At 67.4% G+C, this 23,681-nt stretch carries 24 protein-coding genes (1 of these 24 cut by a window edge); 12 read left to right on the top strand and 12 right to left on the bottom strand.

Features of this window, described 5'->3' with window-relative positions:
• Positions 1–9 precede the first annotated feature (9 nt).
• Both GDR74_RS03660 and GDR74_RS03655 read left to right on the top strand, forming a co-directional pair.
• Positions 10–288, top strand: a complete 279-nt coding sequence (locus GDR74_RS03660; protein WP_246179838.1) for a hypothetical protein — start codon at positions 10–12, stop codon at positions 286–288.
• Between the two features lie 11 nt (positions 289–299).
• On the top strand, positions 300–815 hold the full coding sequence (locus GDR74_RS03655) for a DUF2937 family protein (RefSeq protein WP_152585034.1): 516 nt from the start codon (positions 300–302) through the stop codon (positions 813–815).
• Here GDR74_RS03655 and GDR74_RS03650 read toward each other — a convergent pair whose 3' ends face one another.
• From GDR74_RS03650 to GDR74_RS03635, 4 genes are all read right to left on the bottom strand, one after another.
• Complete coding sequence (locus tag GDR74_RS03650; protein ID WP_152585033.1) at positions 816–1,148, bottom strand: hypothetical protein; 333 nt, start codon at positions 1,146–1,148, stop codon at positions 816–818. It lies immediately after the preceding gene.
• 63 nt (positions 1,149–1,211) lie between these two features.
• Positions 1,212–2,642, bottom strand: a complete 1,431-nt coding sequence (locus tag GDR74_RS03645; RefSeq protein WP_152585032.1) for a homospermidine synthase — start codon at positions 2,640–2,642, stop codon at positions 1,212–1,214.
• Between the two features lie 109 nt (positions 2,643–2,751).
• Complete coding sequence (locus GDR74_RS03640; protein ID WP_152585031.1) at positions 2,752–3,318, bottom strand: GNAT family N-acetyltransferase; 567 nt, start codon at positions 3,316–3,318, stop codon at positions 2,752–2,754.
• A 183-nt stretch (positions 3,319–3,501) separates the two neighbouring features.
• Entirely contained in the window at positions 3,502–4,656 is a 1,155-nt protein-coding gene (locus GDR74_RS03635; RefSeq protein ID WP_152585030.1) for a type III PLP-dependent enzyme, read from the bottom strand.
• A gap of 645 nt (positions 4,657–5,301) precedes the next feature.
• Between GDR74_RS03635 and GDR74_RS03630 the strand changes: the two genes are divergently transcribed.
• From GDR74_RS03630 to GDR74_RS03600, 7 genes are all read left to right on the top strand, one after another.
• Positions 5,302–6,855 (top strand): OpgD/OpgG family glucan biosynthesis protein, encoded by a 1,554-nt coding sequence (locus GDR74_RS03630; protein WP_152585029.1) that lies wholly within the window; start codon positions 5,302–5,304, stop codon positions 6,853–6,855.
• Positions 6,856–6,978: 123 nt separating this feature from the next.
• Positions 6,979–7,986: an ABC transporter substrate-binding protein gene (locus GDR74_RS03625; RefSeq protein WP_152587636.1), complete on the top strand. Its 1,008-nt coding sequence runs from the start codon at positions 6,979–6,981 to the stop codon at positions 7,984–7,986.
• 30 nt (positions 7,987–8,016) lie between these two features.
• A complete protein-coding gene (locus GDR74_RS03620; RefSeq protein WP_152585028.1) occupies positions 8,017–8,793 on the top strand; it encodes an ABC transporter ATP-binding protein in 777 nt (258 codons plus the stop codon).
• Positions 8,794–8,796: 3 nt separating this feature from the next.
• The gene (locus GDR74_RS03615) at positions 8,797–9,642 is read left to right on the top strand and encodes an ABC transporter permease (protein WP_152585027.1); all 846 of its coding nucleotides are present in this window, start codon (positions 8,797–8,799) and stop codon (positions 9,640–9,642) included.
• 155 nt (positions 9,643–9,797) lie between these two features.
• Positions 9,798–10,325 carry a MarR family winged helix-turn-helix transcriptional regulator gene (locus GDR74_RS03610; RefSeq protein WP_246179837.1) on the top strand — a complete coding sequence of 176 codons (528 nt, stop codon included), beginning with the start codon at positions 9,798–9,800 and terminating at the stop codon, positions 10,323–10,325.
• A gap of 82 nt (positions 10,326–10,407) precedes the next feature.
• The gene (locus GDR74_RS03605) at positions 10,408–10,713 is read left to right on the top strand and encodes a TfoX/Sxy family protein (protein WP_152585025.1); all 306 of its coding nucleotides are present in this window, start codon (positions 10,408–10,410) and stop codon (positions 10,711–10,713) included.
• A gap of 21 nt (positions 10,714–10,734) precedes the next feature.
• Complete coding sequence (locus tag GDR74_RS03600) at positions 10,735–11,697, top strand: 2-hydroxyacid dehydrogenase (RefSeq protein ID WP_152585024.1); 963 nt, start codon at positions 10,735–10,737, stop codon at positions 11,695–11,697.
• A gap of 7 nt (positions 11,698–11,704) precedes the next feature.
• On the opposite strand, the gene GDR74_RS03595 is transcribed toward GDR74_RS03600, so the two are convergent.
• Positions 11,705–12,727, bottom strand: a complete 1,023-nt coding sequence (locus GDR74_RS03595; RefSeq protein WP_152585023.1) for a helix-turn-helix transcriptional regulator — start codon at positions 12,725–12,727, stop codon at positions 11,705–11,707.
• A 14-nt stretch (positions 12,728–12,741) separates the two neighbouring features.
• The gene (locus GDR74_RS03590; RefSeq protein WP_152585022.1) at positions 12,742–13,809 is read right to left on the bottom strand and encodes a helix-turn-helix domain-containing protein; all 1,068 of its coding nucleotides are present in this window, start codon (positions 13,807–13,809) and stop codon (positions 12,742–12,744) included.
• 375 nt (positions 13,810–14,184) lie between these two features.
• Here GDR74_RS03590 and GDR74_RS03585 point away from each other — a divergent pair, with 375 nt between their 5' ends.
• Entirely contained in the window at positions 14,185–14,553 is a 369-nt protein-coding gene (locus tag GDR74_RS03585; protein WP_152585021.1) for a tetratricopeptide repeat protein, read from the top strand.
• A gap of 132 nt (positions 14,554–14,685) precedes the next feature.
• Here the strand turns inward: GDR74_RS03585 and GDR74_RS03580 are convergent, their stop codons facing one another.
• Together GDR74_RS03580 and GDR74_RS03575 are read right to left on the bottom strand one after the other, a co-directional pair.
• The gene (locus GDR74_RS03580) at positions 14,686–15,432 is read right to left on the bottom strand and encodes an SDR family oxidoreductase (protein WP_152585020.1); all 747 of its coding nucleotides are present in this window, start codon (positions 15,430–15,432) and stop codon (positions 14,686–14,688) included.
• Between the two features lie 20 nt (positions 15,433–15,452).
• Positions 15,453–17,258: an IlvD/Edd family dehydratase gene (locus GDR74_RS03575; protein WP_152585019.1), complete on the bottom strand. Its 1,806-nt coding sequence runs from the start codon at positions 17,256–17,258 to the stop codon at positions 15,453–15,455.
• Between the two features lie 233 nt (positions 17,259–17,491).
• Here GDR74_RS03575 and GDR74_RS03570 point away from each other — a divergent pair, with 233 nt between their 5' ends.
• The gene (locus tag GDR74_RS03570; protein ID WP_152585018.1) at positions 17,492–18,091 is read left to right on the top strand and encodes a hypothetical protein; all 600 of its coding nucleotides are present in this window, start codon (positions 17,492–17,494) and stop codon (positions 18,089–18,091) included.
• Positions 18,092–18,163: 72 nt separating this feature from the next.
• Here the strand turns inward: GDR74_RS03570 and GDR74_RS03565 are convergent, their stop codons facing one another.
• The 4 genes from GDR74_RS03565 to GDR74_RS03550 all read right to left on the bottom strand — a co-directional run bounded on the left by GDR74_RS03565 (position 18,164) and on the right by GDR74_RS03550 (position 22,967).
• A complete protein-coding gene (locus GDR74_RS03565; RefSeq protein WP_152585017.1) occupies positions 18,164–18,970 on the bottom strand; it encodes a tellurite resistance TerB family protein in 807 nt (268 codons plus the stop codon).
• A gap of 59 nt (positions 18,971–19,029) precedes the next feature.
• The gene (gene eda / locus GDR74_RS03560; RefSeq protein ID WP_152585016.1) at positions 19,030–19,674 is read right to left on the bottom strand and encodes a bifunctional 4-hydroxy-2-oxoglutarate aldolase/2-dehydro-3-deoxy-phosphogluconate aldolase; all 645 of its coding nucleotides are present in this window, start codon (positions 19,672–19,674) and stop codon (positions 19,030–19,032) included.
• A 52-nt stretch (positions 19,675–19,726) separates the two neighbouring features.
• Positions 19,727–21,919 carry a TRAP transporter permease gene (locus GDR74_RS03555; protein ID WP_343039620.1) on the bottom strand — a complete coding sequence of 731 codons (2,193 nt, stop codon included), beginning with the start codon at positions 21,917–21,919 and terminating at the stop codon, positions 19,727–19,729.
• Between the two features lie 64 nt (positions 21,920–21,983).
• Entirely contained in the window at positions 21,984–22,967 is a 984-nt protein-coding gene (locus GDR74_RS03550) for a TAXI family TRAP transporter solute-binding subunit (RefSeq protein WP_152585014.1), read from the bottom strand.
• 565 nt (positions 22,968–23,532) lie between these two features.
• Here GDR74_RS03550 and GDR74_RS03545 point away from each other — a divergent pair.
• On the top strand, positions 23,533–23,681 hold the 5' portion of the coding sequence (locus GDR74_RS03545) for a hypothetical protein (protein ID WP_152585013.1). It continues 109 nt past the right edge of the window; only the first 149 of its 258 coding nucleotides appear in the window; the start codon lies at positions 23,533–23,535; its stop codon lies beyond the right edge, outside the window.

The raw sequence follows: 23,681 nt of genomic DNA, 5'->3' as shown, positions 1-23,681 counted from the left end.
CCTGACCCCATGAGCCGGCTCGGCGCCTTCATAAGGGGAGCCTTCGGCCTGCCGAGGCGGGACCGGGAGGCCGTCGGGCGCGTGAAGGCTCTCGCCCGGGCCGCCGGCTCCTTCCCGCCCGAGACCGCCTTCGCCGTCAACGAGATCGCCTGCGCCGATCCGTCCTGCCCCGGGATCGAGACGGTGATCCTGGTCATGGAGCCGGGCGTGAAGACGCGGGCCTTCAAGATCCCCAAGCCCCTGGACGACGTGACGGAACAAGACGTCCGCGCGGCGCTTGGATCCTGAGGAGGGATGCCTTGTCCAGGATCGCGCGCATCGTCGCTTTCGGCTTCGGCCTCGCGGGCGCGGTCGTCGCCTCGCAGCTCCCCGAATATTCCCAGCAGTACCGGCAGCGCCTCGGCGGCGCCATCGACGTGCTCACCCGCGTCCTCCAGCGGTTCGACGCGGACGCTGAGAGCCATGGGGAAACCCGCGAGGGCGCCATCCTCCGCCTGCGCGGCAATCCGGACGATCTCGTGAGCCGCCAGGGCGTCGCCATGCAGGCCAACGCGGAACGGCTCGCCCGTCTCCGGGCCCATCGCGATTCGCTGGCCCAGGCCGGGCCGTTCCTGCGGATCGCCCTGATGGCGAGGGACGGAGACACGGACGTGATGGAGGCGGCCTACCGGGATTTCGAGCCCGCCGTGCCGGTGACGGAGGAAGGCATCGTTGCGGCGGCGGGCGGCTTCGTCGCCGGCTGGGGCGGCCTTCTGGTCCTGACGGGTTTCGTGCGCAGCCTGCGGCGGCCTCGCCCCCGCCCCGTGCGCGCCTGATCAGGCGTCCGGCTTCCCGGCAAGGACCACGTAGAAGCCCAGCCCGTCCTGGGCCGGCAGGGTCTGGAGACGCTCGATCCAGCCGCGCTTCTTCGCCTCGAGCAGCGCCTTTCCCACCGGCTGGAAAAGGGTCTCGCCGCCTCCCTCCGGCGGAGGCGACAGGCGGATGGCGACGGCCTTGCTCTGGGCGAAGCGGCTGCGCTCCAGCATGTCCTGGATGGAGCGCAGCGCCTGTTCGCGGGAGGCGCTCCTCAGATCCAGGACGGCTTCGGCATCGACGACCCCGAGCGAGCCGCGGAGCTTGTCGGCATAGAAAGGCTCGAAATGGGGCATTCAGGGGGTCTCCGCCATCATCCCCGGCCGGTCGCGGACGGCCGGGGATGAGAGATTCAGGTCCTAACGTACCAGAATGTTCCGGAACTGCCACGGATCCGAGGTGTCGATGTCCTCGGGGAAGAAGCCCGGGCGGTCGGCGAGGGGCGTCCAGTCGGTATAGACCCCGACGACCGGGCCGAGATAGGGCATCTGCACCTCGAGGCAGCGGCGGAAGTCGAGATCGTCCGCCTCCACGATGCCGGCCTCCGGGTTCTCCAGCGCCCAGACCATGCCGGCGAGCACGGCGGAGGTCACCTGAAGTCCGGTGGCGTTCTGGTAGGGCGCCAGCAGGCGCGTCTCGTCGATGGAGAGCTGCGAGCCGTACCAGTAGGCGTTCCTGCCGTGGCCGTAGAGCAGGACGCCGAGCTCGTCGATGCCGTCGACGATCTCGTCCTCCGTGAGGATGTGGTGCCTGTCCTGGACCTTTCCGGCCTGCCCGAACATCTCGTGCAGCGAGAGCACCGCCTCGTTGCAGGGATGATAGGCGTAGTGGCAGGTCGGCCGGTACACGACCTTGTCGCCCTCCCGCACCGTGAAGAAGTCGGCGATCGAGATCGACTCGTTGTGCGTGACGAGGAAGCCGTATTGCGGACCGGGCGTCGGGCACCACGACCGGACGCGCGTGTTGGCGCCGGGCTGGAGCAGGTAGATCGCCGCCTGGCACCCCGTGTCGTGGGTGCGGGCGTTCTCCGGCATCCAGGTCTCGTGGGTGCCCCAGCCGAGCTCCGCCGGCTGCATGCCCTCGGACACGAAGCCCTCCACCGACCAGGTGTTGACGAAGACGCCCATCGGCTTCTCGGAGGTGGCGCGCTGCGTGTCGCGCTCGGCGATGTGGATGCCCTTCACGCCGACGCGCTGCATGAGGCGCGCCCATTCCTCGCGCGACTTCGGCTCCTCGTGCTCGATGTTCATGTCCTTGGCGAGGTTGAGGAGCGCCTGCTTCACGAACCAGGACACCATGCCCGGATTCGCGCCGCAGCAGGACACGGCCGTGGTGCCGCCCGGGCTCCTGCGCCGCGCCTCGAGGATGTTCTCGCGCAGGGCGTAATTGGTGCGGGCGGCCGGGCCGGCGCTCTTGTCGAAGTAGAAGCCCGCCCACGGCTCGGCGACCGTGTCGATGTACAGGGCGCCGATCTCGCGGCAGAGCTCCATGATGTCCCGGGAGGACGTGTCCACCGAAAGGTTCACGCAGAAGCCCTGCCCGCCGCCTTCCGTCAGCAGCGGCTGGAGGAGGTGACGGTAGTTGTCGCGGGTCAGCCCCTGATGGATGAAGCGGATTCCGCGCTCGTCGAGGAGCTTGCGGTCGGCGTCGTTCGGATCGATGACCACGAAGCGGCTCCGGTCGAACTCGAAGTGACGTTCGATCAGGGGCAGCATGCCTTTGCCGATCGAGCCGAAGCCGATCATCACGATCGGGCCGGTGATGCGGCCATGGACGGGCCAGTTGGTCATCGATTCTACTCCTTCGTCGGCGGGCGACGGGCTGGGGGGTTGATCGGTGGCGAACGGAAGCGCGCCGCACCATTCCTTCAGGTGCGACGCGCGTCAACTCCTCGGAAACCTATGCTGCGCGGGAAAGGCCGGGGACGAAGCCTCGGGCTGCGGCCGCAACGAGAGCGAACAGGTCGGGCTTTTCCTCGAGCCGGCCGGTGGCCGATACGAGGCCCCGCGCACCGTCGAGGGCGCCCTTTTCCAGCTCCAGGGCCAGGAAGCGGCTGCGCTCGTAGGGACCGGGCATCCAGAGGGCGCCGGTCTTCTCCGTGGAGAAGCCGAAGCGCTCGTAGTAGGGCGCATCGCCCACCAGCAGCACGGCCCCGTGGCCGCGCTCGGCCGCCCGGCCCAGCGCCTCACGCATGAGCCGGCCGCCCAGGCCCTGCCCCTGCATGCCGGGATCCACCGCGATCGGCCCGAGCATCAGGGCCGGGCGGTTCGGGCCCGCGCAGACGTGCCAAAGGCGGACGGTGCCGACGAGCCGTCCCCCGTCCTCGGCGACGAGGGCGTCGGCCGGCAGGCGGCCTTCGCGCAGGCGCTCGCAGGTCTTCTGGAAGCGGTCGGGTCCGAAGCAGGCGTCGAGCAGCGCCTCGCGCGCCTCGACGTCGCGGCCGGTTTCCTCGCGGATCGTGATCATGGCCGTGGCCTCCCAGGAGTTGGGGTGAGCGACAGCCCTCGCACCTGTTCGCGGCCTCGGGACGCAAGGCGGATCCCGATCCCTCGGGGATCCGCCCGGCGCCCGCGGCGCCTGAACAGGCCGTCCGGGACGACTTTGGGGGGGTGGTGCCTGCCTCGCGGACCGAGGCAGGCGGGACGTGACTCAGATCACGTAGGACTTCAGGGGCGGGAAGCCGTTGAACGCGACCGCCGAGTAGGTGGTCGTGTAGGCGCCCGTGCCCTCGATCAGCACCTTGTCGCCGATCTCCAGCGAGATGGGGAGCGGATAAGGCTCCTTCTCGTAGAGAACGTCCGCCGAGTCGCAGGTCGGCCCGGCGAGGATGCACGGCACCTTGCGGTCGTGATCCCGCTCGCTGCGGATCGGGTAGCGGATCGACTCGTCCATCGTCTCGGCCAGGCCGCCGAACTTGCCGATGTCGAGATAGACCCAGCGCACCTCGTTCTCGTCCTGGCTCTTCTTCGAGATGAGGACGACCTCGGCCTCGATGATGCCCGCATTGCCGACCATGCCGCGGCCCGGCTCGATGATCGTCTCGGGCAGGCGGTTGCCGAAGTGCTTGGAGAGCGCCCGGAAGATGGACTCGCCATAGGCCTCCACCTCCGGAATCGACTTCAGGTACTTCGTCGGGAACCCGCCGCCGAGGTTGACCATCGACAGGTGGATGCCGCGGCCGGCGCACTCGCGGAACACGGCGGACGCCGAGGCGAGCGCCTGGTCCCAGGCCTCCGTGTTGCGCTGCTGCGAACCCACGTGGAACGAGACCCCGTAGGCTTCGAGCCCGTGACGGTAGGCATGCTCCAGCACGTCCACGGCCATCTCCGGAACGCAGCCGAACTTGCGCGACAGGGGCCATTCGGCGCCCTCGCCGTCGCAGAGGATGCGGCAGAACACCTTCACCTCGGAAGCCGCCACGCCGGCCTGAGCGGCGGCGCGCACGATCTTCTCCACCTCGGCATCGCAGTCGACCGCGTAGAGGCGCACGCCGAGCTCGAGGGCCCGCGCGATGTCGCGCTCCTTCTTGATCGTGTTGCCGAAGGAGATCCGGTCGGGCGTGGCGCCGGCGTCGAGGGCGAGCTGGATCTCCACGACCGAAGCCGTGTCGAAGCACGAGCCGAGTTCGGCCAGGGCCTTCAGCACCTCGGGCGCGGGATTGGCCTTCACGGCGTAGAACACGCGCGTGTCGGGGAGCGCTCGGGCGAATTTCGAGTAGTTGTCGCGCACCACGTCGAGATCGACGACCACGCAGGGGCCGTCCTCACGTCGGTTGCGCAGGAATTCACGAATGCGCTCGGTCATGGCGCTCTCCCCACCAAAGGTTCAATGGAGGTCTTCAAGCCTCCGGATTGAAGTCTGGACGTCGTCGGCTCCTCCGGAGAGAAGGGCGTTCGCGTCCGGCGTCAGCGAGGGAAGGACACATCCCGCATTCGTGCGATGGAGACACGAGGAAGCGGCGATGGGCTCTTCACCCGACGATGCTGCCTTGGATTGGATCGGGGATTCCCGTCCGCACGCCTGGCAATGATAAACAAGCCTCTTCGGTGCCGACCTTTGGAGGGCCGGCGAGACCAAAAAAGCCCGTTCGTCGTTGCTTTAAGCCACGTCCCCCGTTGAGAGCGGGGTACGCCGGTTTCGCCTCCGGCTGCCGGTTAGGGGTTTCGAGAGCTAGGACGCTCTCGGGCGGCTGTCCGGCCTCTTGTCCGGATGCCCACCAACCGGCACGCGACCACAGGCACGTGCGAAATTGGGCAGGGACTCAAATAGGCCCACAGGCCCGGGATCACAAGACCCTTTTTCGCCCTCTCAAAGGATTTTTTCACCTTGCGGGGCTCCCCTGCCGCCCGTGACGCGCCGTTCAGCTTTTATTAAGCGGTGCAGGTGGACGGAGATGGGCCCGGCCCCATTTTCAGGCCCGCATTTCAGCCCGAGAGCCCGCATCCGCCCATGACGAATCTCACGCGCCGAATCGTCCTCCAGAGCCTTCTCGCCAGCGTCGCCCTGCCGGCCCTGGCGCAGCAGAGCGGGGCTCCGGCGCCCAACCCGTTCCGTTTCGAGGACGTCGTCCGCCGGGCCCGGGAACTGGCCGCCCAGCCCTACGAGCCCATGACGGCGCAGTTGCCGGAGCCTCTCAACCGGCTGAGCTTCGACGACTACCGGGACATCCGCTTCCGCCCGGAGAAGGCGCTCCTCGCCTCGAGCGGCGGCCCCTTCCGGATGCAGCTCTTCCACCTGGGCTTCCTCTACCAGCGCCCGGTGACGGTGAACGTGCTGCGCGACGGGGTGCCGACGCCGGTCCCCTACCAGAAGGAGCTGTTCGACTACGGCCACAACAGGATCGAGAAGCCGCTGCCCGTGAACCTCGGCTTCGCCGGCTTCCGCCTGCACTACCCGCTCAACAGCCCGAAGATCTTCGACGAGGTCATCGCCTTCCTCGGCGCCAGCTACTTCCGCTTCCTGGGAACCGACCAGAAATACGGCGCCTCGGCGCGGGGCCTGGCGATCAACGTGGAGGGCGGCGAGGCGGAGGAATTCCCGCATTTCCGGGAGTTCTGGATCGACATGCCGAAGCCCGACAGCGACCAGGCAACGATCTACGCCCTGCTCGACAGCCCCTCCGTGGCGGGCGCCTACCGCTTCGTCCTCTATCCGTCGAAGGAGACCACCCTCGACGTGACGGCGACCCTGTTCCCGCGCAAGACCATCCCGAACGTCGGCCTCGCCCCCCTCACCTCCATGTTCTTCGAGGGCGAGAACGAGCGCCGCCGCACGGACGACTTCCGTCCCGAGCTCCACGATTCGGACGGGCTGCTCATGCAGTCCGGCGCGGGCGAGTGGATCTGGCGGCCGCTGCGCAATCCGTCCCGCAAGGCGATCTCCTCCTTCAGCGACAGGAACCCGCGCGGCTTCGGCCTGATGCAGCGGGACCGGGTGTTCGAGAACTACCAGGATCTCGAGGCCTTCTACCACAGGCGGCCGAGCTACTGGGTGGAGCCGGTGGGCGACTGGGGAGAGGGCCGCGTGGAGCTGGTCGAGATCCCGACCCCGGACGAGACGCACGACAACATCGTCGCCTACTGGGAGCCGAGCCGTCCCCTCGAGGCCGGGCAGGAGGTGACGGTGACCTACCGGCTGCGGGCCCTCACCACCTCCAACGGCATGCACCCGGGCGGCAAGGCCATCAACACCTTCCAGTCCCCCGCCCGCAACAGCGGCTCCAACAGCCCCAGCGACCCGACCCACCGCCGCTTCATCATCGACTTCGCCGGCGGCGACCTCGCCTATTACCTGTCGGATCCCGGGCTGGTGCAGCTCATCCCCACCACCACGGCCGGCACGATCACCCACACCTTCGTGGTGCCGAACGAGCACACGAAGGGCTTCCGCGTCGCCATCGACGTCAAGCTCGAGCCGGGCCGGTCCACGGACCTGCGCGCCTTCCTGAAGGCGGGCAACAAGACCCTGACGGAGACCTGGACCTATCCCTGGGCCGTGGAATGAGGCCCGGCCTCCCGGCGGTCTTGCCAAGCCTTGCATGAGCCTGCACAGAAGCGCCGGCGGGCGCTTTCGTCGCCTGTCGCGCATGCGGCGCAGCGGATAGGCTGGCGAGGTGGGTTGATGACGATGAAGACATGGATGGCCCTGCTTCTGGGCGCGGGCCTGGGCCTCGTCCCGACGGCCGGGCGGGCGCAGACTCCGCCGACCGAGGTGACCTTCGGCACCAACTGGCTCGCCCAGGCCGAGCACGGGGGCTACTATCAGGCCCTCGCCGACGGCACCTACGAGAAATACGGCCTGAAGGTCACCATCGTGCCCGGCGGGCCGCGCGCCAGCAACCGGATGCTGATGACCGTCGGCAAGCTGGACTTCTACATGGGCGGCAGCCTGATCCAGGCGTTCTCCGCGGTGGAGAAGGACATCCCGACGATCGTCGTCGCGGCCCATTTCCAGAAGGAGCCGCAGGCCCTCCTGAGCCATCCCGGCCAGGGACTCGACACCTTCGAGTCGCTCAAGACCTCGAACGACATCCTGCTCTCGAAGGACGGCTTCGCGACCTTCTATCAATGGATGAAGGCCGAATACGGCTTCAGGGACGAGCAGGTGAAGCCCTTCGGCTTCACGCCGGCGCCCTTCATCGCCAACCCGCGCGCCGTGCAGCAGGGCTACGTCACCGCGGAGCCCCTCGTCATCGAGAGGGCCGCCGGCTTCAAGCCCAACGTCTTCCTGCTGGCCGACTACGGTTTCAGCACCTACTCGACCACCGTCGAGACCCGGCGCGAGCTCGTCGAGAAGAACCCGGACCTCGTGCAGCGCTTCGTCGACGCCTCGACCATCGGCTGGTACAATTATCTTTACGGCGACAACGCGAAGGCGAACGAGCTCATCAAGCGCGACAACCCGGAGATGACGGACGAGCTGATCGCCTATTCCATCGCCCGGATGAAGGAATACGGCATCGTCGATTCCGGTGACGCCACGACCCTCGGCATCGGCGCCATGACAGATGCGCGGATGAAGGACTTCTTCGACAAGATGGTGAAGGCCGGTCTCTTCAGGGCGGATCTCGACTACAGGAAGGCCTATACGCTCCGGTTCGTGAACAAGGGCGTGGGCCTGAACCTCAGGAAATAGGAGAGCCGGCCTGCCCGGCCCGGCCGCCCCATGGCAGCTCCCATCCCTCTCCTTGCCGTGAACGGCGTGACCAAGGTCTTCGCCAACGGCGTGACGGCCCTGTCCCGGGTCTCGATGTCCCTTGCCGCCGGCGAATGCGTGACGCTGCTCGGTCCCTCCGGCTGCGGGAAGTCCACGCTGCTGCGCATCCTCGCGGGCCTGACGGCGCCGACGGAGGGCGACGTCTCCTGGCCGGACAGAGCGGACCGCGACCATCGCCACGAGATCGGCTTCGTGTTCCAGGAGCCGACCCTCATGCCCTGGGCCGATGTCGCCGACAACGTGTGGCTGCCCCTGCGCCTGCGCGGCATCCCGCGGAGCAAGGCGAAGGAGCGCATCGAGGAATGCCTCGCCCGCGTCGGCCTGGAGGACTTCGCGGGCGCCTATCCCCGCGAGCTGTCGGGAGGGATGAAGATGCGGGCGTCCATCGCCCGCGCCCTCGTCCTGAGGCCGCGCCTCCTCCTGATGGACGAGCCCTTCGGGGCCCTGGACGAGATCGCCCGCTTCCGCCTCAACGACGATCTCCTGCGCCTGAAGCGCGAGCTCGGATGCGCCGTCGTGTTCGTGACCCATTCGGTGTTCGAGAGCGTCTACCTCGCCGACCGGGTTCTGGTCATGTCGCCGCGCCCGGGCGCCATCGTCGCCGAGGTCGCCGTCGACGCCCCCCGCGAACGGGGCCTGGGCTTCCGCACCAGCGAGACCTATGCGGCCCAGTGCGGGCGGGTCTCGCGCATCCTGGCGGAAGCCATGCCCGGCGAGGAGGCCTGAGCCATGGCGGGAAAAGCGCGCTCGCGAGCCGTCACGTCGCAGGACATCCTGAGGATCGTGCTGCCGATGGCCGTCGTGGCGGCCGCCCTCGCATGCTGGGAGCTTTACGTGCGGCTCGGCTCCGTCCCCCCATACGTGCTCCCGGCGCCCAGCCTCGTCGCCCGCACGGTCGTCGCGGACTGGCCCCTCCTTTCGGCCTCGCTGCTGGTGACGCTCAGGACCACCGCCCTCGGCCTGCTCCTCGCCGTCGCGGGCGGCGTCGCACTGGCGGTGCTGTTCAGCCTGTCCCGGCTCGTCGAATACTCGCTCTATCCCTTCGCGGTGGCGATGCAGGTGACGCCGGTGATCGCCATCGCTCCCCTGCTCCTCATCTACCTGCCGCAGGAGACGGCGGTCCTCGCCTGCGCCTGGATCGTCGCCTTCTTCCCCGTTCTCTCCAACACCATGCTGGGCCTCCAGTCGGTGGATCGCGGCCTGATCGAGCTTTTCGCCCTCTACGGCGCGCCGGCGGCGACGGACCCGGCCGCGCGGTTGAAGTCCAGGCTCAGGATACTCTGGTATCTGCGCCGGCCGGCGGCCCTGCCGGCGTTTCTCGCGGGCCTGCGCATCGCCGTGGGGCTCTCGCTCATCGGGGCCGTGGTGGCCGAGATGGCCGCCGGCTCCGCGGGGGCGGGCTCCGGCCTGGCCTACCGGATCGTCGAGAGCCAGTACCGGCTCAACATCCCGCGCCTCTTTGCGGCGCTCGCCCTGCTCGCGGGCGCCGGCATCGGCCTCTTTCTCCTCACCGCGGCCCTGTCGCGAAGGCTCCTGCGGCGCTGGCACGAGAGCGCCCTTGTCCAGGAGCCCTGAAAGCCCGACCTATAGGCGAGGAGGGTGCCCCGCGACACGCGGACGGAATGCGCCGGGATCGGCCGTCGCGCCCTCACCGATACGGAATTGTCATCGAACCGTCATGAGTTCCGCTCATGGTGGCGGCGCCAAGGCTTCGAACGGCGGGGAATGGGATGGACACCGATATCAAGCATCCTGGCGTGAAGAGCGTCGGGTGGGCTCTGGTCCAGGCGGCGCGGCTCCATCGCAGCCGGACCGGAGACAAGCTTTCGGAACTCGGGCTGTTCGCGGGGCAGGAGCAGGTCCTCCAGGCCCTCGCCCATTCGGGTCCCATGACCATGGGGGATCTCGCGCTGATCCTGCGCGTGCGCCCACCGACGGCTTCGAAGACCATCTCCCGCCTTTCGTCCCTGAAGCTCGTGGAGCGCCACACCGAGCCGGGCGACGCCCGCGTGGTGCGGGTGAAGCTGACCCGGGAAGGCAAGAAGAAGGCGGCCGCCATCAACGCCCTCTGGGATGAGGTCGAGAGCGAACTCCTCGCCGGGTTCGACAACAAGGACCGCAAGCGCCTGCGCAAGCTCCTGCGCCGGGCCGCCAAGAATCTCGCCGACATCACCGGGGCCGACCCGAGCACCTTCGAGGGCGACGACGAGGGCGACGAGTTCGCCGCGGCCGAGGAGCCGCTGGCAGCCTCGGCCTGACGGAACGCCGGAGAACGGCACTCGCCTCACCGTCGCTCCTGCTCTAACGTGGATACCGCATGTTCCCGCTGGAGCCTTCCACATGGACGCAGCCCCCGTCGGCACCCTTCCCGGAATCGGTCCCGCCACGCAGCAGGCGCTGAAGGAGGTCGGAATCGAGACGGTGGCGGATCTGCGCTCCCTCGGCGCCGTCGAGGCCTACCGGCGCCTGAAGTTCATGGCCCCTCGCCGCGTTTCGCTGAATGCCCTTTACGCCCTGGAGGCCGCCCTGCGAGGCTGCCACTGGCTCGATCTGCCCTCCTCGGTTAAGACCGTTCTTCAGGACGAAGCCAGGACGATCGACGCGGCTCTGCGGCGGGGAATGTCTCCGCGCTGCCGGATCGGCTGAGCGTCTCGAACGGGGCGAGCCATGAACAGGACCGAGATTCTGATGACGGGGCGCATGCTGCCGAGCGTCGTCGAGGCACTCGAGGAGCGCTTCGCGCTGCATCGGCTCTGGGAGGCGCCGGATCGCGACGCCATGCTCCGCGAGGTCGCTCCCCGGGTCCGCGGACTTGCGACGAGCACCATGGGCGGGCGGATCGACGGGGCGTTCCTTGAGCTTTTCCCCAACCTCGAGATCATCGCCAGCTTCGGCGTCGGGTACGACAATGTCGACGTGAAGGCTGCGGCGGAGCGCGGCATCGTGGTCACCAACACGCCGGACGTGCTCAACGACGAAGTGGCCGATCTCACCATCGGGCTGCTGATCGCCACCCTGCGCCGCATTCCGCAGGCCGACCGCTACTTACGAGCCGGCGAGTGGCTGAAAGCCCCCTTTCCCCTCTCGCCGAGCCTCCGGACCCGCAAGGTCGGCATCGTCGGCCTGGGGCGGATCGGCAAGGCCATCGCGCGGCGGCTCGAAGGTTTCGGCGTCGCGATCGCCTATCACGGCCGCACGCGCCAGGAGAACGTCGCCTACCCCTACTACCCGACCCTCCTGGAGCTCGCCGAGGCCATGGACGTGCTGATCGCGATCACGCCCGGCGGGGCGGAGACGCGGCACATGATCGGCGCCGCTGTCCTGAAGGCGCTCGGCCCGAACGGCGTTCTCATCAATGTCGCCCGCGGCAGCGTCGTGGACGAGGCGGCGCTGATCGAGGCCCTGCGTCGGGGCACGATCCTCGCCGCGGGCCTCGACGTGTTCGAGAACGAGCCCCACGTGCCGCAGGCCCTGATCGACCTGGACAATGTCGTCCTCCTGCCGCACATCGCCTCGGGTTCGGTCCATACGCGCAGGGCCATGGGGCAGCTCGTCGTCGACAACCTGACCTCGTGGTTCGCCGGCAAGGGACCGCTGACGCCGGTCCCCGAGACGCCCTGCGCCCGGTGAGCACCGGTCAGGCTTTCTTCAGCAGGGTCTCGCGGGGCGTGACGCCGAAGGTGCGCTTGTAGAGCGTGCCGAACTCGCCCATGTGGCCGAAGCCGCAGGCGAGCGCGATCTCCGTTACCGTCTCATGGGCCGGATCGGCCAGCCGGAGCCGCCGGTGCGCCTGCTGCAGGCGGATCGAGCGCAGGAAGGCCATCGGCGTCATGCCGCGGAAGCTCTGGAAGCCGTTCTGCAGGCTGCGCGCGCTCACGCCCGCATGGGCGGCGATGTCGGCGAGCGACAGGGGCTCGGCGAAATGCGCCTCGATGAACGCCTCCGCCCGCCGCACATAGAAGGGAATCGCCGCGGACCGCGGCGCGAGCAGCGCCTCGGAATAGGCATGGCGCTGCGAGAGAAGCAGGCCGGTCAGCAGCGACTGCTCGAACTGCCTCCATGCCAATGGGAATCGCCTGATGAGACTGTTCGGATCCGAAAGATCGGTTTCGGCGAAGTTCATCAGCCTCCGCCAGGTGCTTCCGGATGCCGTGTCGAGATCGACGCCCACGTCGAAATCGACGAAGCCGGGGATTTCCTCACCGAGCAGCCTCGCGCAGCACTCCGCAATCTTGCGCCGGTTCACGATGAGAACATGATGCTCCGCGTGTCGCGGGATCGTCAGGATCCTTCGCGGGCCGGACGGGAATATGACTGCCCGCTCCTGCGAGATCGGGAAGCTCTCGCCCTCGATCCGAAGTTGGCTGGCCTCGCCGCGCCCCAGGACGAAGGCCATACGGTCGTCGGCGTCTTCGGGGATCTGGTCGATCTCCACGTCGCTCTCGACGCGAACCCGGAAGATGCCGAGGTCGACCTGCCCCCGGTACCCGAACATGCCGCCCCCCGATGTGTCCCGCGAGGTCGGGACGAGCCGCTGCGGCGAGACGAGAGTATTGAGGGCGTTCTCCAGCTCCTCGAGCTTGGGCGAGCGCCATGTCCGATCGATGATGAGGCCGTCCTGCGGCCCCGGCTCGGTCTCGTCCTCAGGAGGAGAACTCATGGCGGAACGTCGTTCTAGAGAGATCCCCGCCCGGCAGACCGCTTCAGGGTCTGGCCCGGCGTTTCTCCGAAGCTGCGCCGGTAAAGGGCGCCGAACTCGCCCATGTGGCCGAAGCCGCAGGCGAGCGCGATCTCCGTTACCGTCTCGCGGGACGGATCGGCCAGCCGGAGCCGCCGGTGCGCCTGCTGCAGGCGGATCGAGCGCAGGAAGGCCATCGGCGTCATGCCACGGAAGCTCTGGAAGCCGTTCTGCAGGCTGCGCGCGCTCACGCCCGCATGGGCGGCGATGTCGGCGAGCGACAGGGGCTCGGCGTAATGGGCCTCGATGAACGCCTCCGCCCGCCGCACATAGAAGGGAGCGGCCGCCGATTGGGGGCGCAGCAGCGCCTCGGAGTAGTTATTCGCATGCGCCAGCAGCAGCCCTGTGAGGAGCATGTCCTCCATCTGCTTCCGCGCAGCCGCCGAGTGCCTCAGGAACGAATGCTGGTCCTCGAACTCGGCACTCGCAAAGCGGAACAGGCTCATCCAGCCTTGCCCGGATCCGCTTTCGAGATCGAAGCCCGTCTCGAAGATGACGGGCCTTGCGATCTGACGGTCGAGCAGCTTGCTGCAGACTGCGACGATTCTGCTCTGCTCCGTCAGCAGAACATGGTTTGTCGTCTGCGCGTCGGTGAGCATAGACCGCCTTTCGCCCGAGGTGATCAACACCCCGCGCCGCTGCGAGAGATCGTACGCCTTTCCTCTGAGGAGCACCCGACCGGATCCGCTCGCCGCCACGACGAAAGCCATGCGATCATCCGTGTCCTCCGGCGGCAACTCGCACTCGATCTCCTGGCCGAAAGAGACACTGAACAGACCGACGTCCTTCCCCCCGATGAACCGAAAGCGGCTGTCCCCGACTCTCTCCTGGGATCTCGGCGTCAGCTTTTCCGGGGCGACGAACGTATTGAGCGCCTCTTCGAGATCGATCAGCTTTGGCGTCCTGTAGTTGAGATCGACGGGGCCGCTCCCTTCTGCCGCGGGAGGTCTGTCGTCCAGGCCGGAGGAGCCGACCGCCTCCTTATGGGCGCAGGAGCTACTCATCGCCCTCCTCCCACTCAGGAGAGGCCGCAGGAGGAAGCTCTGCGGGTCCAACCGTCGCGCCCGGGCACGATGCAGGCCCCGCTTCATGGGTACGGCAGATTGAAGCCGCGAAGGCCCTCTGGCCCGGACCACGACGCGACGTGGGGCGGGTATTCGACCCGCAGAACCTTCGCCGACTGGCACCCTTCAAAAGTCACACCCCATAAAGTCCTGAAAAGCTACGATTTTTGCGCAAATCCGACAAGCCATGCGGTTTTCCGATTTTCGTAGGGGGACCGGAAATGGCAGATTCAAGCTCATGATGAAGACAGGTATCCGGTCTCCATCGCAGATGTAACCAAGAGAAACCTTAGCTTCATTCGCCAGGTCACCAAAATGTCTGCAGGGATCGACAGGGATGTTCTTCTCCATGTTCAAGGATATTCGAACACCTTCGTCTGTCTCGGCGAGCGTCTTTCCGGCCTCAAAGCCCTGATGTACATTATGTTGCGCCAGTACCGCATCCATTTACACCTGAGCCGAGGCCGGATATTGTATCGCTCCGGCCGGTATAACGATGCAGCCAAGGCATTTCGTGCCGCCCTGCGGCTGAACTGGCGCCATGAGAGCGCCGCCCTCTGGATCCGTCGCGCCAATGAAGCGCTCGAGGACTATTCTCTTCGTGAGGGGCAGTTCGCCCCTGTGAACAAATCCTTGCCCGGCAAGGATCTGCCCGCCGACGACTTCGTCGCCGCCCTTCCCTGACGACTGCTTGAGCGACTGAAAGAGGCGAAGCATCGGGCTCCCGGCCGCCTCTTGCCGCCCTCCTGCCCGGAGCCAGGCGGAAGCATTGCCGGACCCGGCCTGCGACCCCACGCCACACGGACCCGGTGCCCGTCAGAGGGCGAAGCCGCCATCCACCAGATGGATCTGCCCAGTCGTATAGCCGGCTTCATCGGAGGCGAGGTACACAGCAAGGGCCGCAACTTCCTCCGGCGTGCCGAGCCTGCCCATGGGCTGGCGATCGATGAAGGCCTGACGTACGTCCTCAGGGCTCTGCCCCGTCTTTTCCGCGAGGGCCCGGATGCGCTCGTCGAGGGAAGGAGACTCAATCGTTCCTGGACAGATCGCGTTCGCGCGAATTCCCTGGCGGATGAAGTCCGCCGCAACGGCCTTGGTGAGGCCGATCACTGCGGCCTTGGTCGCCCCATAGACGTAACGGTTCGAGATGCCTCGCACCGAGGAAACTCCCGAGGCAATGTTGACGATGGAGCCCCCTCCCTTCCCGAGCATCCCCGGCAGGGCGGCCCGGATCGTCCGGTGCATGGACTTCACGTTGAGGTCGAAGGAGAAGTCCCACTCCCGTTCGGAACAGTCGAGGACCGTGCCGTGATGCACGAAGCCCGCCGCATTGACGAGGATGTCGAGGGGGCCCGCCTCCCGCACCACCTCCTCCACGGCGGCCGTGGACAGGACATCGAGCCGACGACGCTCCATGCCGTCGAGACCGGCCAGCTTCTCGGGATCGAGATCCGTGGCCCAGACCTTGGCTCCCTCCCGCAGGAAGGCCCGAGCGATGGCGCGACCGATGCCCTGTCCGGCCGCCGTCACCAGTGCGGTTTTCCCGGCAAGTCGGCCCGCCATGCCCTTCGACCTCGTCTCGGCTAGTGATTGTCCCGCGGGGTGTACTTCTGCGCGACGCGCTGGAACTTCACGGCCGGCCTGAGGGTCATGCCCTCCGAGAGCTGATCCACCATCGCCCGCTGGATCTCCTGCCAGGGCGTCTGGCTTTCCGGATAGGGATAGCCGCCCTGCTCGCGCAGTTCCGCACGGCGGCGCTGCAGCTCCTCGTCCGGGATCAGGATGTCGGCGCGGCGCTTGTTCAGGTCGATGCGGATGCGGTCGCCCGTGCGCAGGAGTGCGAGACCGCCGCCGACGGCCGCCTCCGGCGAGGCATTGAGGATCGACGGGGTGCCGGAGGTGCCGGACTGGCGCCCGTCGCCGATGCAGGGCAGCGAGAGCACGCCCTTCTTGATCAGCGCTCCGGGCGGCTGCATGTTCACCACCTCGGCCGCGCCGGGATAGCCCACCGGGCCCGCGCCGCGCATGATCAGGATCGTGTGCTCGTCGATGCCGAGGGACGGATCGTCGATGCGGTGGTGATAGTCCTCCGGCCCGTCGAAGACCACCACCGGCCCCTCGAAGGCGTTCGGATCCTCCGGATTGCTGAGGTAACGCTCCCGGAATTCGTCGCCGATCACGCTGGTCTTCATGATCGCGGAATCGAACAGGTTCCCCTTCAGGTTCAGGAAGCCCGCGTTCTCCTTCAGCGGGTTGTCGTAGCTGCGGATCACGTCCCGGTCCCAGCTGAACTTGCCGCGGCAGTTCTCGCCGATGGTGCGGCCGGTGCAGGTCAGGGCGTTCTCGTGGATCCTTCCGGCGCCGATGAGTTCCGCCATCACCGCCGGCAGGCCGCCCGCGCGGAAATACTCCTCGCCGAGATACGCGCCGGCCGGCTGCACGTTCACGAGCAGCGGAATCTCGAAGCCGACACGCTCCCAGTCGTCGCAGTCGAGCGGAACGCCGATATGCTTCGCAAGAGCGTTGAGATGAATCGGCGCATTGGTGGATCCGCCGATGGCGGCATTCGCGACGATGGCGTTCTCGAACGCCTCGCGGGTGAGGATGTCGGAAGGCTTCAGATCCTCCCAGACCATCTCGACGATGCGCTTGCCGGTCTCGTAGGCCATCTGCCCGCGCTCGCGATAGGGAGCCGGAATGGCGGCGGAGCCGGGAAGCGCCATGCCGAGCGCTTCCGCGAGGGCGTTCATGGTCGAGGCCGTGCCCATGGTGTTGCAGTGGCCGACCGAGGGAGCGGACGAGCCCACGATGTCCATGAACTGCTGGTAGTCGATATCGCCCGCCGCGTGACGCTCGCGGGCCTTCCACACGACGGTGCCCGAGCCGGTCCGCTCTCCGTGGAACCACCCGTTGAGCATCGGCCCGACATTGAGGGCGATGGCGGGAATGTTCACCGTCGCTGCCGCCATCAGGCAGGCCGGTGTCGTCTTGTCGCAGCCGGTGAGCAGGACGACGCCGTCGAGGGGATAGCCGAACAGGACCTCCACCAGGGAGAGATAAGCCAGGTTGCGGTCGAGGCAGGCCGTGGGGCGCTTGCCGGTCTCCTGGATGGGGTGGCACGGGAATTCCAGCGCCACGCCTCCGGCTTCGATGATTCCGTCCCGCACGCGCTTGGCGAGTTCGAGGTGGTGCCGGTTGCAGGGGGACAGGTCGGACCCGGTCTGGGCGATGCCGATGATCGGGCGCTTGCCCTGCAGCTCCTGCCGCGTCAGGCCGTAGTTGAGGTACCGCTCCAGGTAGAGCGCCGTCATGCCGGGATTGTCGGGATTATCGAACCACAACCGCGAGCGAAGCTGATCGGAGGTCCGTCGTCTCGATTTCTCGGTCATCGGCCGGTCCTTTCCGCTGTCCTCCGGATGGAGGATTTGATCCGCAGCCACGCGGGAAATCAACTGCCTGCGCTGCGCGTCTCCCTGCGCTCTCCGCATGCCGGCCTGTCAGCGCCGCCCGCGACGCTCGTCCACAAGCGATAACGGGCAGGCAGACTGTCAAGGCTTGGCCGCGTCGGCACATTGAAACATGCTTTCGATGCGCGCAGCCCCTGCGGAACCCGAGACAACCCATGTCGTACAGAACCGGACTGATCGCACTCGCCTCGCTTGTCGGCACCCATGCCGTGGCCCAGGAGTGCCCGAACGGCCAGACCGCCAAGGTGGGCTACGTGCTCGAACGCCAAGGCTCCCGCGCCGAGATCAGGCCGTCGGCCGAGAATTTCGTGCACGCGCTGAATACCTACCCGGACGGGACGAAGCAGGACGTGATCTACTATCGGGGTTTTTTCGAGGTCAGCCGCCGCGACAACGTCGCACATCGCTTCAGGGTGCCCCTGTCGGACCTGCGATCCATCTTTCCCCTCGATGCGAAGGCTCGGCGCGCGGTCACATACGTACCGGCAGAGCCGACCAAGGTCGGCACTCCGGTGTCCCTGGAGATCACGGTGACGGGGCAGGAGACCCTGCGGCTCGGATCCTGCTCCTACACGGTCACGATCGTCCGCAATCGTCTCGTGAACGGAGAGGGACGGACGCTCTCGGAACATACGGACCTCTACTCCCCCGAACTCGGCTTCGTTCTGGGCAAGCGCTACGAGGAGCGGGGCGGCCGCCTGACGACGGTGGTCTACCAGAACATACGCCCCCTCGCGCGCGCCGCGCCTTTGTGAAGGCTGCCGTTTCGACCCGGCAATGCCGCCCCGACAGGCAGAGGCTTCTCCGACGGGCTGCGGTCGATGCCTTCATCGCGCCGCGCCGATCGTCTCCTCGATCTGAGCCTTCAGCTTCGGATCGAGATCGAGCGCCTCCGCGAGCCGCCGCAGGAATTCCTGCTCCTGCAGCGTATCGGGATCGATGGCGAGAAGAGCGGCGGCATAGACCTGAGCCGCCAGTTCCGGATCCTCGACCCCGTCCGCAAGCTCGTCGACGGTGAGGGGAGATTCCATCTCCCGGTCAAGCCAGCGGGTCGTCTCCGGATCGATGCCTGCTTCCGTCAGACCGCGCAGGATGCGGCTGCGCTCGTCCTCATCGATGCGCCCGTCCGCCGCGGCAGCCGCGACCATGGTGCGCAGGAAGCGCATGGCGTCGTCCTCGGTCTGAGAGACGGGGTGGAAACGGGACGCTTCCGGCGGCTCGACGAAATCCCGACCGTCGACGCCGGTGGCCGATGCAGTTCGCCCATCCTCGGCCGGGGGCTGCGCGCCCGCCTTCTGCCTCTGATAGGCCCTGTAGGCGAGGCCGCCGATCACGGCGAGACCTCCGAACGTCGCGATGCGGCTGGAGATGCCGCCCTTCTTGCGCTTGCCGAACATGAGACCGGCAAGACCGAGCAGGGCCCCCTGCGTCAGGGCCGGATGGCGCGTTGCGAGATCCCGTGCCTTGTCCAGCAGCGGCCCCAGGGCTGCCGCGCCCGGCCGGGACGAACCCGGCTCCGGCGGGCTCGCCGCCGCCGAACCCGAAGCCCCATGGCCCGGAGGCGACGCCTGCCCCCGGTCCGGCCGTGCCAGGGCACCCACCACGGCGTCCAGGAGCTTGCGGTAATCGACCATGCGGGCCTCCTCGTCGTTGCGTCCATGATAGGACACAACGGAAGCAGGCGGCGAATGGTTCAGGTTGGGCGGCGCAAGGCGGCCGCGGCGGCCGCCAGCTCCCCGATCCGGTCGAAATCGCCTTTCCGCAGGAGTTCAGCCGGAGCCACCCAGGTGCCGCCGACGCAGGGAACGTTGGCCAGGGAAAGATAAGCGGGAGCGCTTGCCTGGTCGATTCCGCCGGTGGGACAGAAGGAAAGCGCAGGAAGCGGCCCCTGCACGGATCTGAGCCATGCCGCCCCGCCTGAGGCGGAAGCCGGAAAGAACTTGAGGATTTCGAACCCGGCCTCCGCCAGGGCCATCGCCTCCGTCACGGTCGCGCAGCCGGGCATGACGGGAATGGGCGCAGCGCTGAGGCGCTCGGCCAGTTTCGGCGGCGTGCCCGGCGTCACGATGAATTTCGCGCCGGCGTCGGCGACCTCCGCGATCTGGCTCTCCGTCAGGACGGTCCCTGCCGCGACGATCGCCTCAGGCACTGCCTTGGCAATGGCGGCGATGGCGTCCAGCGCCGCCGGCGTGCGCAGGGTGACCTCCACGACCGCGAGGCCGGCGCGAACCAGCGTATGCGCCAGATCGATGCTCGTCCGCGCATCCTCGATCGTCACCACGGGAATCACGGGCGCCATTCGCACGTACTTCCGGAGCGTCTCTGTCCTGGCCTTCATGCGAGCATCCTGTCGGGAACGAAGAGGCGGGCCCGGCCCCGTGCCGCCTGCCTCAGGCGGGCACGGGCGGCCGGAGCGTCCGCGCCCGCATCAGCTGCGTGATCAGAACGGGCGCCGCGAGCGCCAGGCCGATCAGGGTCATCGTCATCTGGGGAGCGATGATCGGAAGGGCGGCGAGGCCGGCGAGCCAGCGCTCCCAGGCGCGCATGGGCGCCAGGGCATAGCCCGTGAAAGCGGCCGAGAGCAGCACGATGCCGAACATGCACCCGCCGACGACGAAGAAGAAGCTCGGCCAGGTGAATTCGGGCGTCACGATCAGCATGGCCGGCCCATAGACGAAGACGAAGGGCACCAGCGCCTTGCCGAGTCCGAGACGGAAGGCCGTATTGCCCGTCTTGAACGGATCGGCTCCCGCCATGCTCGCGCCCGCATAGGCGGCGAGCGCCACCGGCGGCGTAATGTCCGCGAGGACGCCGTAGTAGAACACGAAGAAGTGGGCGACGATGGGCGCGACGCCGAGCAGGCCGAGGGCCGGCGCGGCGACGGTCACCATGATGATGTAGTTGGCGGTCGTCGGCACGCCGCAGCCGAGCAGGATGCAGACGAAGGCTGTCATCAGCAGCGTGAAGAACAGGGTCAGGCCCTTCAGGTCGAAGAGGGCGGCCGGCAGATATTCGCCGAGCCCCTGGGCGATCTGCGCCGCGAGCGACGTCACGATGAACGAGATCTTGAAGCCGACGCCCGTCAGCGTGACGACGCCGACGATGATGCCCACCGTCGCCGCCGCGGCGCCGACGCCGATGGCATATTTCGCGCCGACGACGAATGCGTCCACGAGGTCGATGATCTTCGCCTTGCCGAGCTCGCTCTGCAGCCAGGTCCAGGCCATGAGGCCGAGGACCACGGCGAAGACGGGGATCACGAAGGCGAGTTCGGTGAGAACGCCGAGCGCGATGGCTCCGGAGATCGCCGCCAGGAAGCCGAGGGTCAGCGCGGGAATGCGCACGGTGCCGATCAGCACGCATGCCGTGATGCCCCAGAAGGCGGCGAGATATGGCGTGAAGCCCGAGAACAGGACGATGAGCAGGACCGCGAGCGGCATGACCGACTGCCAGCCCTCGCGCAGCACCTGGATCGGGTTCGGCAGCTCCTCCGCGGACATGCCGCGCATTCCCGACCGGCGGGCCTCGAAATGGACCTGCATGAACACGCCGAAGAAATGCATCAGGGCGGGCACGATGGCGGCAAGAATCACCGTCTGGTAGGAGACGTTCAGGAACTCGACCATCAGGAAGGCCGCGGCCCCCATGATGGGCGGGGTGATCTGGCCGCCCGTCGACGCGGTGGACTCGACCGCCGCCGCGAAATGGCGGGGATAGCCGAGGCGGATCATGGCCGGGATGGTCAGCGAGCCGACCGTGACCGTGTTGGCGATGGAGGAGCCCGAGATCATGCCGAACAGGGCCGAGCCGAAGATCGAGACCTTCGCCGGGCCGCCCGCATAGCGGCCGGCAAGGCAGGAGGCGAGATCGATGAAGAGCTTGCCGAGCCCGACCCGCGTCGCGAGGACGCCGAACAGCACGTAGTGGAACACGTAGGTCGCCACCACGCCCAGGGCGATGCCGTAGATGCCCTGGCTCGTCAGATAGAGGTGGTTGACGATGTTGGACCACGACGCGCCGGGATGCTGGAAGATGCCGGGCATCGCAGGGCCGAAATAGGCATAGAGCATCAGCAGGATGGCGATGAGCGGCAGCGGCCAGCCGACCGACCGGCGCACGGCCTCGAGAAGAACGACGATCAGGGCCGTTCCCATCGCCACGTCGAGGGGGGTGGGATTGCCGATACGGAAGGCGAGCTCGTTGAAGATCCAGGGCACGTAGAGGCTGGCGACCACGGCCGTCGCGGCCAGCGCCCAGTCGAGCAGGGAGATTCCGCCCGGCCGCCACCACTCGGAGGGCGCGAGCCGGTCCTGATCGGCCTTGCGGGCGGCGAAGACGAGGAAGATCAGCCCCAGGACGAAGGCCATGTGGATGCCGCGATGGGTCGTCTCGCGCAGCAATCCGAAGCCGGCCGTGTAGTAGTGGAACATGGAGAGCGCGAAGAGCAGGCCCGCCACGATCCAGGCCGTACCCGGGCGGAGCGGGCGGAAGCGCATTTCCGGATCGAACTTCTCTTCCAGGCTGCGGTCTTCCACGATCACGGAGACGTCTGCATGCGACATGGTCTTGGAGGCTCTCTTCATGCTCTCGAATACGAAACGCCTCTCACGGCTCCGGCCGTGAGAGGCATGGTCCTTTCAGGCCGGCTCAGCTCTTCAGAAGGCCGGCTTCCTTGTAGAACTTCGCGGCGCCCGGATGAACCGGGATGCCGGCTCCGGCGAGCGCCGTCTCCTTGCGGATGAACTTGCCCTTGGCGTGGCCTGCGTCGAGGGCGGCGCGCGTCTTGTCGCTCCAGAGGTTCTTCGTCACCTCGTAGACCACGTTGTCCGGGACCTTGGCGGAGGTGATCCACTGCGCGCCGACCGCAAGGGTCTTCACGGCGCCGACGTTCTTGTAGGTGTTCGCCGGGATCTCGTCGGTCGAGAAGAAGCTGTACTGCTTGATGAGCGCGTCCGCCTCGGGGCCGGAGAGAGGCACGATGTCGATGCCGCCGCCGGTGGCCGCGAGCTCGGTGATCGCGCTCGTCGGATAGCCGCCCACGAAGAAGAAGGCGTCCATGCCTCCGTCGCGCATCTTCTCGGCCGCCTGGTTCGGCTTCAGGAAGTCCGCCTTGAGGTCGCTCTCCTTGATGCCCCATGCGTTCAGAATGATGCGGGCGTCCACGAGCGTCCCGGAGCCCGGCTCGTCCAGGGAGACGCGCTTGCCCTTGAGATCCGCCACCGACTTGATGTTGGCCGATTTCGCCGCGACGAGGTGGATGCTCTCAGGGTAGAGGTTGGCGAGAAGCCGCAGGTCCTCCAGCTTGCCCTTGCCTTCGAACAGGCCTGTGCCCGTATAGGCCCAATAGGCGACGTCGGCCTGGCTGAAGCCGGATTCGAGCGCACCGGAAGCAATGGCGTTGATGTTGGCGACGGACCCGTTGGAGGCCTGCGCCGTCAGGACGAGCTGCGGCGGATTGGAGATCGCGTTGGCGAGCAATCCTCCGACGGGATAGTACGTCCCCGCCGTGCCGCCGGTTCCGATCCGGAAGAAGGCCGGAGCCTGCGCGAAGGCACTGCGGCTCAGAAGAGCGCCGGCACCGAAACCGAGGCCGAGCTTGGCCAGATGGCGGCGGGTCATTGTCGTGGACATTCTGGTCTCCCCAATCAGCAGAAGAGCCGCTTCTCGGCGGCTTCGGGAACACTCTAGAGCATTTTCAGGAGAAGTGGGAACCGGTTCTCCGTCCGAAAATGCGGCAACCCAAGAGCTTCTGAGCGGAGTGCGATTCCATGGGAACGCAAACCGCCCTAGGCAAAACAACGTAAGACGCCTCCGAAACTGGTGCTTCTGTCTTGGGATAGACGCCCCAGGGCCCTCAAGTCCGCACTTCTGTTCTCCACATCGTCTTCAAGGGCAGCGCCGGCGGCCGGCAAGACTGCGCGTGATCCTGATGCCAGGCTCCTTGCCATGTCCGCCGTTCGCGTCCCGTCCTCATCTGCGTCGCTCCGTCGTTTCGCTGCGCAAGCACAAGCGTCTGGGCTTCCGCCGCCTCGTAACCTGTGGGCGCGATCGGTTTCCGCCGTCCGCGCGGAACCGGCCCGCACCGGCGCGGCATCATGTGGCGCGTGGGGGTCGCGTCGCCGTCTTCGCCGTACGGGCTGTCCGTCGTTTATTATTGGGCTTGTCGTGTTTGCTTGATCGGGATCCTGGGATTGAGATGGGTTCGGACGATGTTTACCTGGCGTCGCGGGCGCTGGTGGAGGACGGGGTTGCGGGGGTTCAGCCCCATGCGCGCAAGCGGCGTCTGGTCCTGAGCGCGCTGGCGCGGCTGGGGGAGCGGGTGCGGGCGCGGGCGGCGGCGCTGCG

This window comes from Microvirga thermotolerans (assembly GCF_009363855.1).
GTDB lineage: Bacteria > Pseudomonadota > Alphaproteobacteria > Rhizobiales > Beijerinckiaceae > Microvirga > Microvirga thermotolerans.
The sequence above is the reverse complement of the archived record's forward strand: the minus strand, read 5'-3'. Positions and strand labels throughout refer to the sequence as shown.

Excerpts from the sequence above, each read along its gene's own strand:
- GDR74_RS03570 (WP_152585018.1), top strand. The coding sequence starts at position 17,492 with ATGTCGTACAGAACCGGACTGATCGCACTCGCCTCGCTTGTCGGCACC.
- GDR74_RS03605 (WP_152585025.1), top strand. The coding sequence starts at position 10,408 with ATGGACGCAGCCCCCGTCGGCACCCTTCCCGGAATCGGTCCCGCCACG.
- GDR74_RS03645 (WP_152585032.1), bottom strand. The coding sequence starts at position 2,642 with ATGACCAACTGGCCCGTCCATGGCCGCATCACCGGCCCGATCGTGATG.
- GDR74_RS03640 (WP_152585031.1), bottom strand. The coding sequence starts at position 3,318 with ATGATCACGATCCGCGAGGAAACCGGCCGCGACGTCGAGGCGCGCGAG.
- GDR74_RS03575 (WP_152585019.1), bottom strand. The coding sequence starts at position 17,258 with ATGACCGAGAAATCGAGACGACGGACCTCCGATCAGCTTCGCTCGCGG.
- GDR74_RS03625 (WP_152587636.1), top strand. The coding sequence starts at position 6,979 with ATGAAGACATGGATGGCCCTGCTTCTGGGCGCGGGCCTGGGCCTCGTC.
- GDR74_RS03580 (WP_152585020.1), bottom strand. The coding sequence starts at position 15,432 with ATGGCGGGCCGACTTGCCGGGAAAACCGCACTGGTGACGGCGGCCGGA.
- eda (WP_152585016.1), bottom strand. The coding sequence starts at position 19,674 with ATGAAGGCCAGGACAGAGACGCTCCGGAAGTACGTGCGAATGGCGCCC.
- GDR74_RS03660 (WP_246179838.1), top strand. The coding sequence starts at position 10 with ATGAGCCGGCTCGGCGCCTTCATAAGGGGAGCCTTCGGCCTGCCGAGG.
- GDR74_RS03600 (WP_152585024.1), top strand. The coding sequence starts at position 10,735 with ATGAACAGGACCGAGATTCTGATGACGGGGCGCATGCTGCCGAGCGTC.
- GDR74_RS03620 (WP_152585028.1), top strand. The coding sequence starts at position 8,017 with ATGGCAGCTCCCATCCCTCTCCTTGCCGTGAACGGCGTGACCAAGGTC.
- GDR74_RS03630 (WP_152585029.1), top strand. The coding sequence starts at position 5,302 with ATGACGAATCTCACGCGCCGAATCGTCCTCCAGAGCCTTCTCGCCAGC.
- GDR74_RS03590 (WP_152585022.1), bottom strand. The coding sequence starts at position 13,809 with ATGAGTAGCTCCTGCGCCCATAAGGAGGCGGTCGGCTCCTCCGGCCTG.
- GDR74_RS03650 (WP_152585033.1), bottom strand. The coding sequence starts at position 1,148 with ATGCCCCATTTCGAGCCTTTCTATGCCGACAAGCTCCGCGGCTCGCTC.
- GDR74_RS03610 (WP_246179837.1), top strand. The coding sequence starts at position 9,798 with ATGGACACCGATATCAAGCATCCTGGCGTGAAGAGCGTCGGGTGGGCT.
- GDR74_RS03585 (WP_152585021.1), top strand. The coding sequence starts at position 14,185 with ATGTCTGCAGGGATCGACAGGGATGTTCTTCTCCATGTTCAAGGATAT.
- GDR74_RS03555 (WP_343039620.1), bottom strand. The coding sequence starts at position 21,919 with ATGAAGAGAGCCTCCAAGACCATGTCGCATGCAGACGTCTCCGTGATC.
- GDR74_RS03565 (WP_152585017.1), bottom strand. The coding sequence starts at position 18,970 with ATGGTCGATTACCGCAAGCTCCTGGACGCCGTGGTGGGTGCCCTGGCA.
- GDR74_RS03635 (WP_152585030.1), bottom strand. The coding sequence starts at position 4,656 with ATGACCGAGCGCATTCGTGAATTCCTGCGCAACCGACGTGAGGACGGC.
- GDR74_RS03615 (WP_152585027.1), top strand. The coding sequence starts at position 8,797 with ATGGCGGGAAAAGCGCGCTCGCGAGCCGTCACGTCGCAGGACATCCTG.
- GDR74_RS03595 (WP_152585023.1), bottom strand. The coding sequence starts at position 12,727 with ATGAGTTCTCCTCCTGAGGACGAGACCGAGCCGGGGCCGCAGGACGGC.
- GDR74_RS03550 (WP_152585014.1), bottom strand. The coding sequence starts at position 22,967 with ATGTCCACGACAATGACCCGCCGCCATCTGGCCAAGCTCGGCCTCGGT.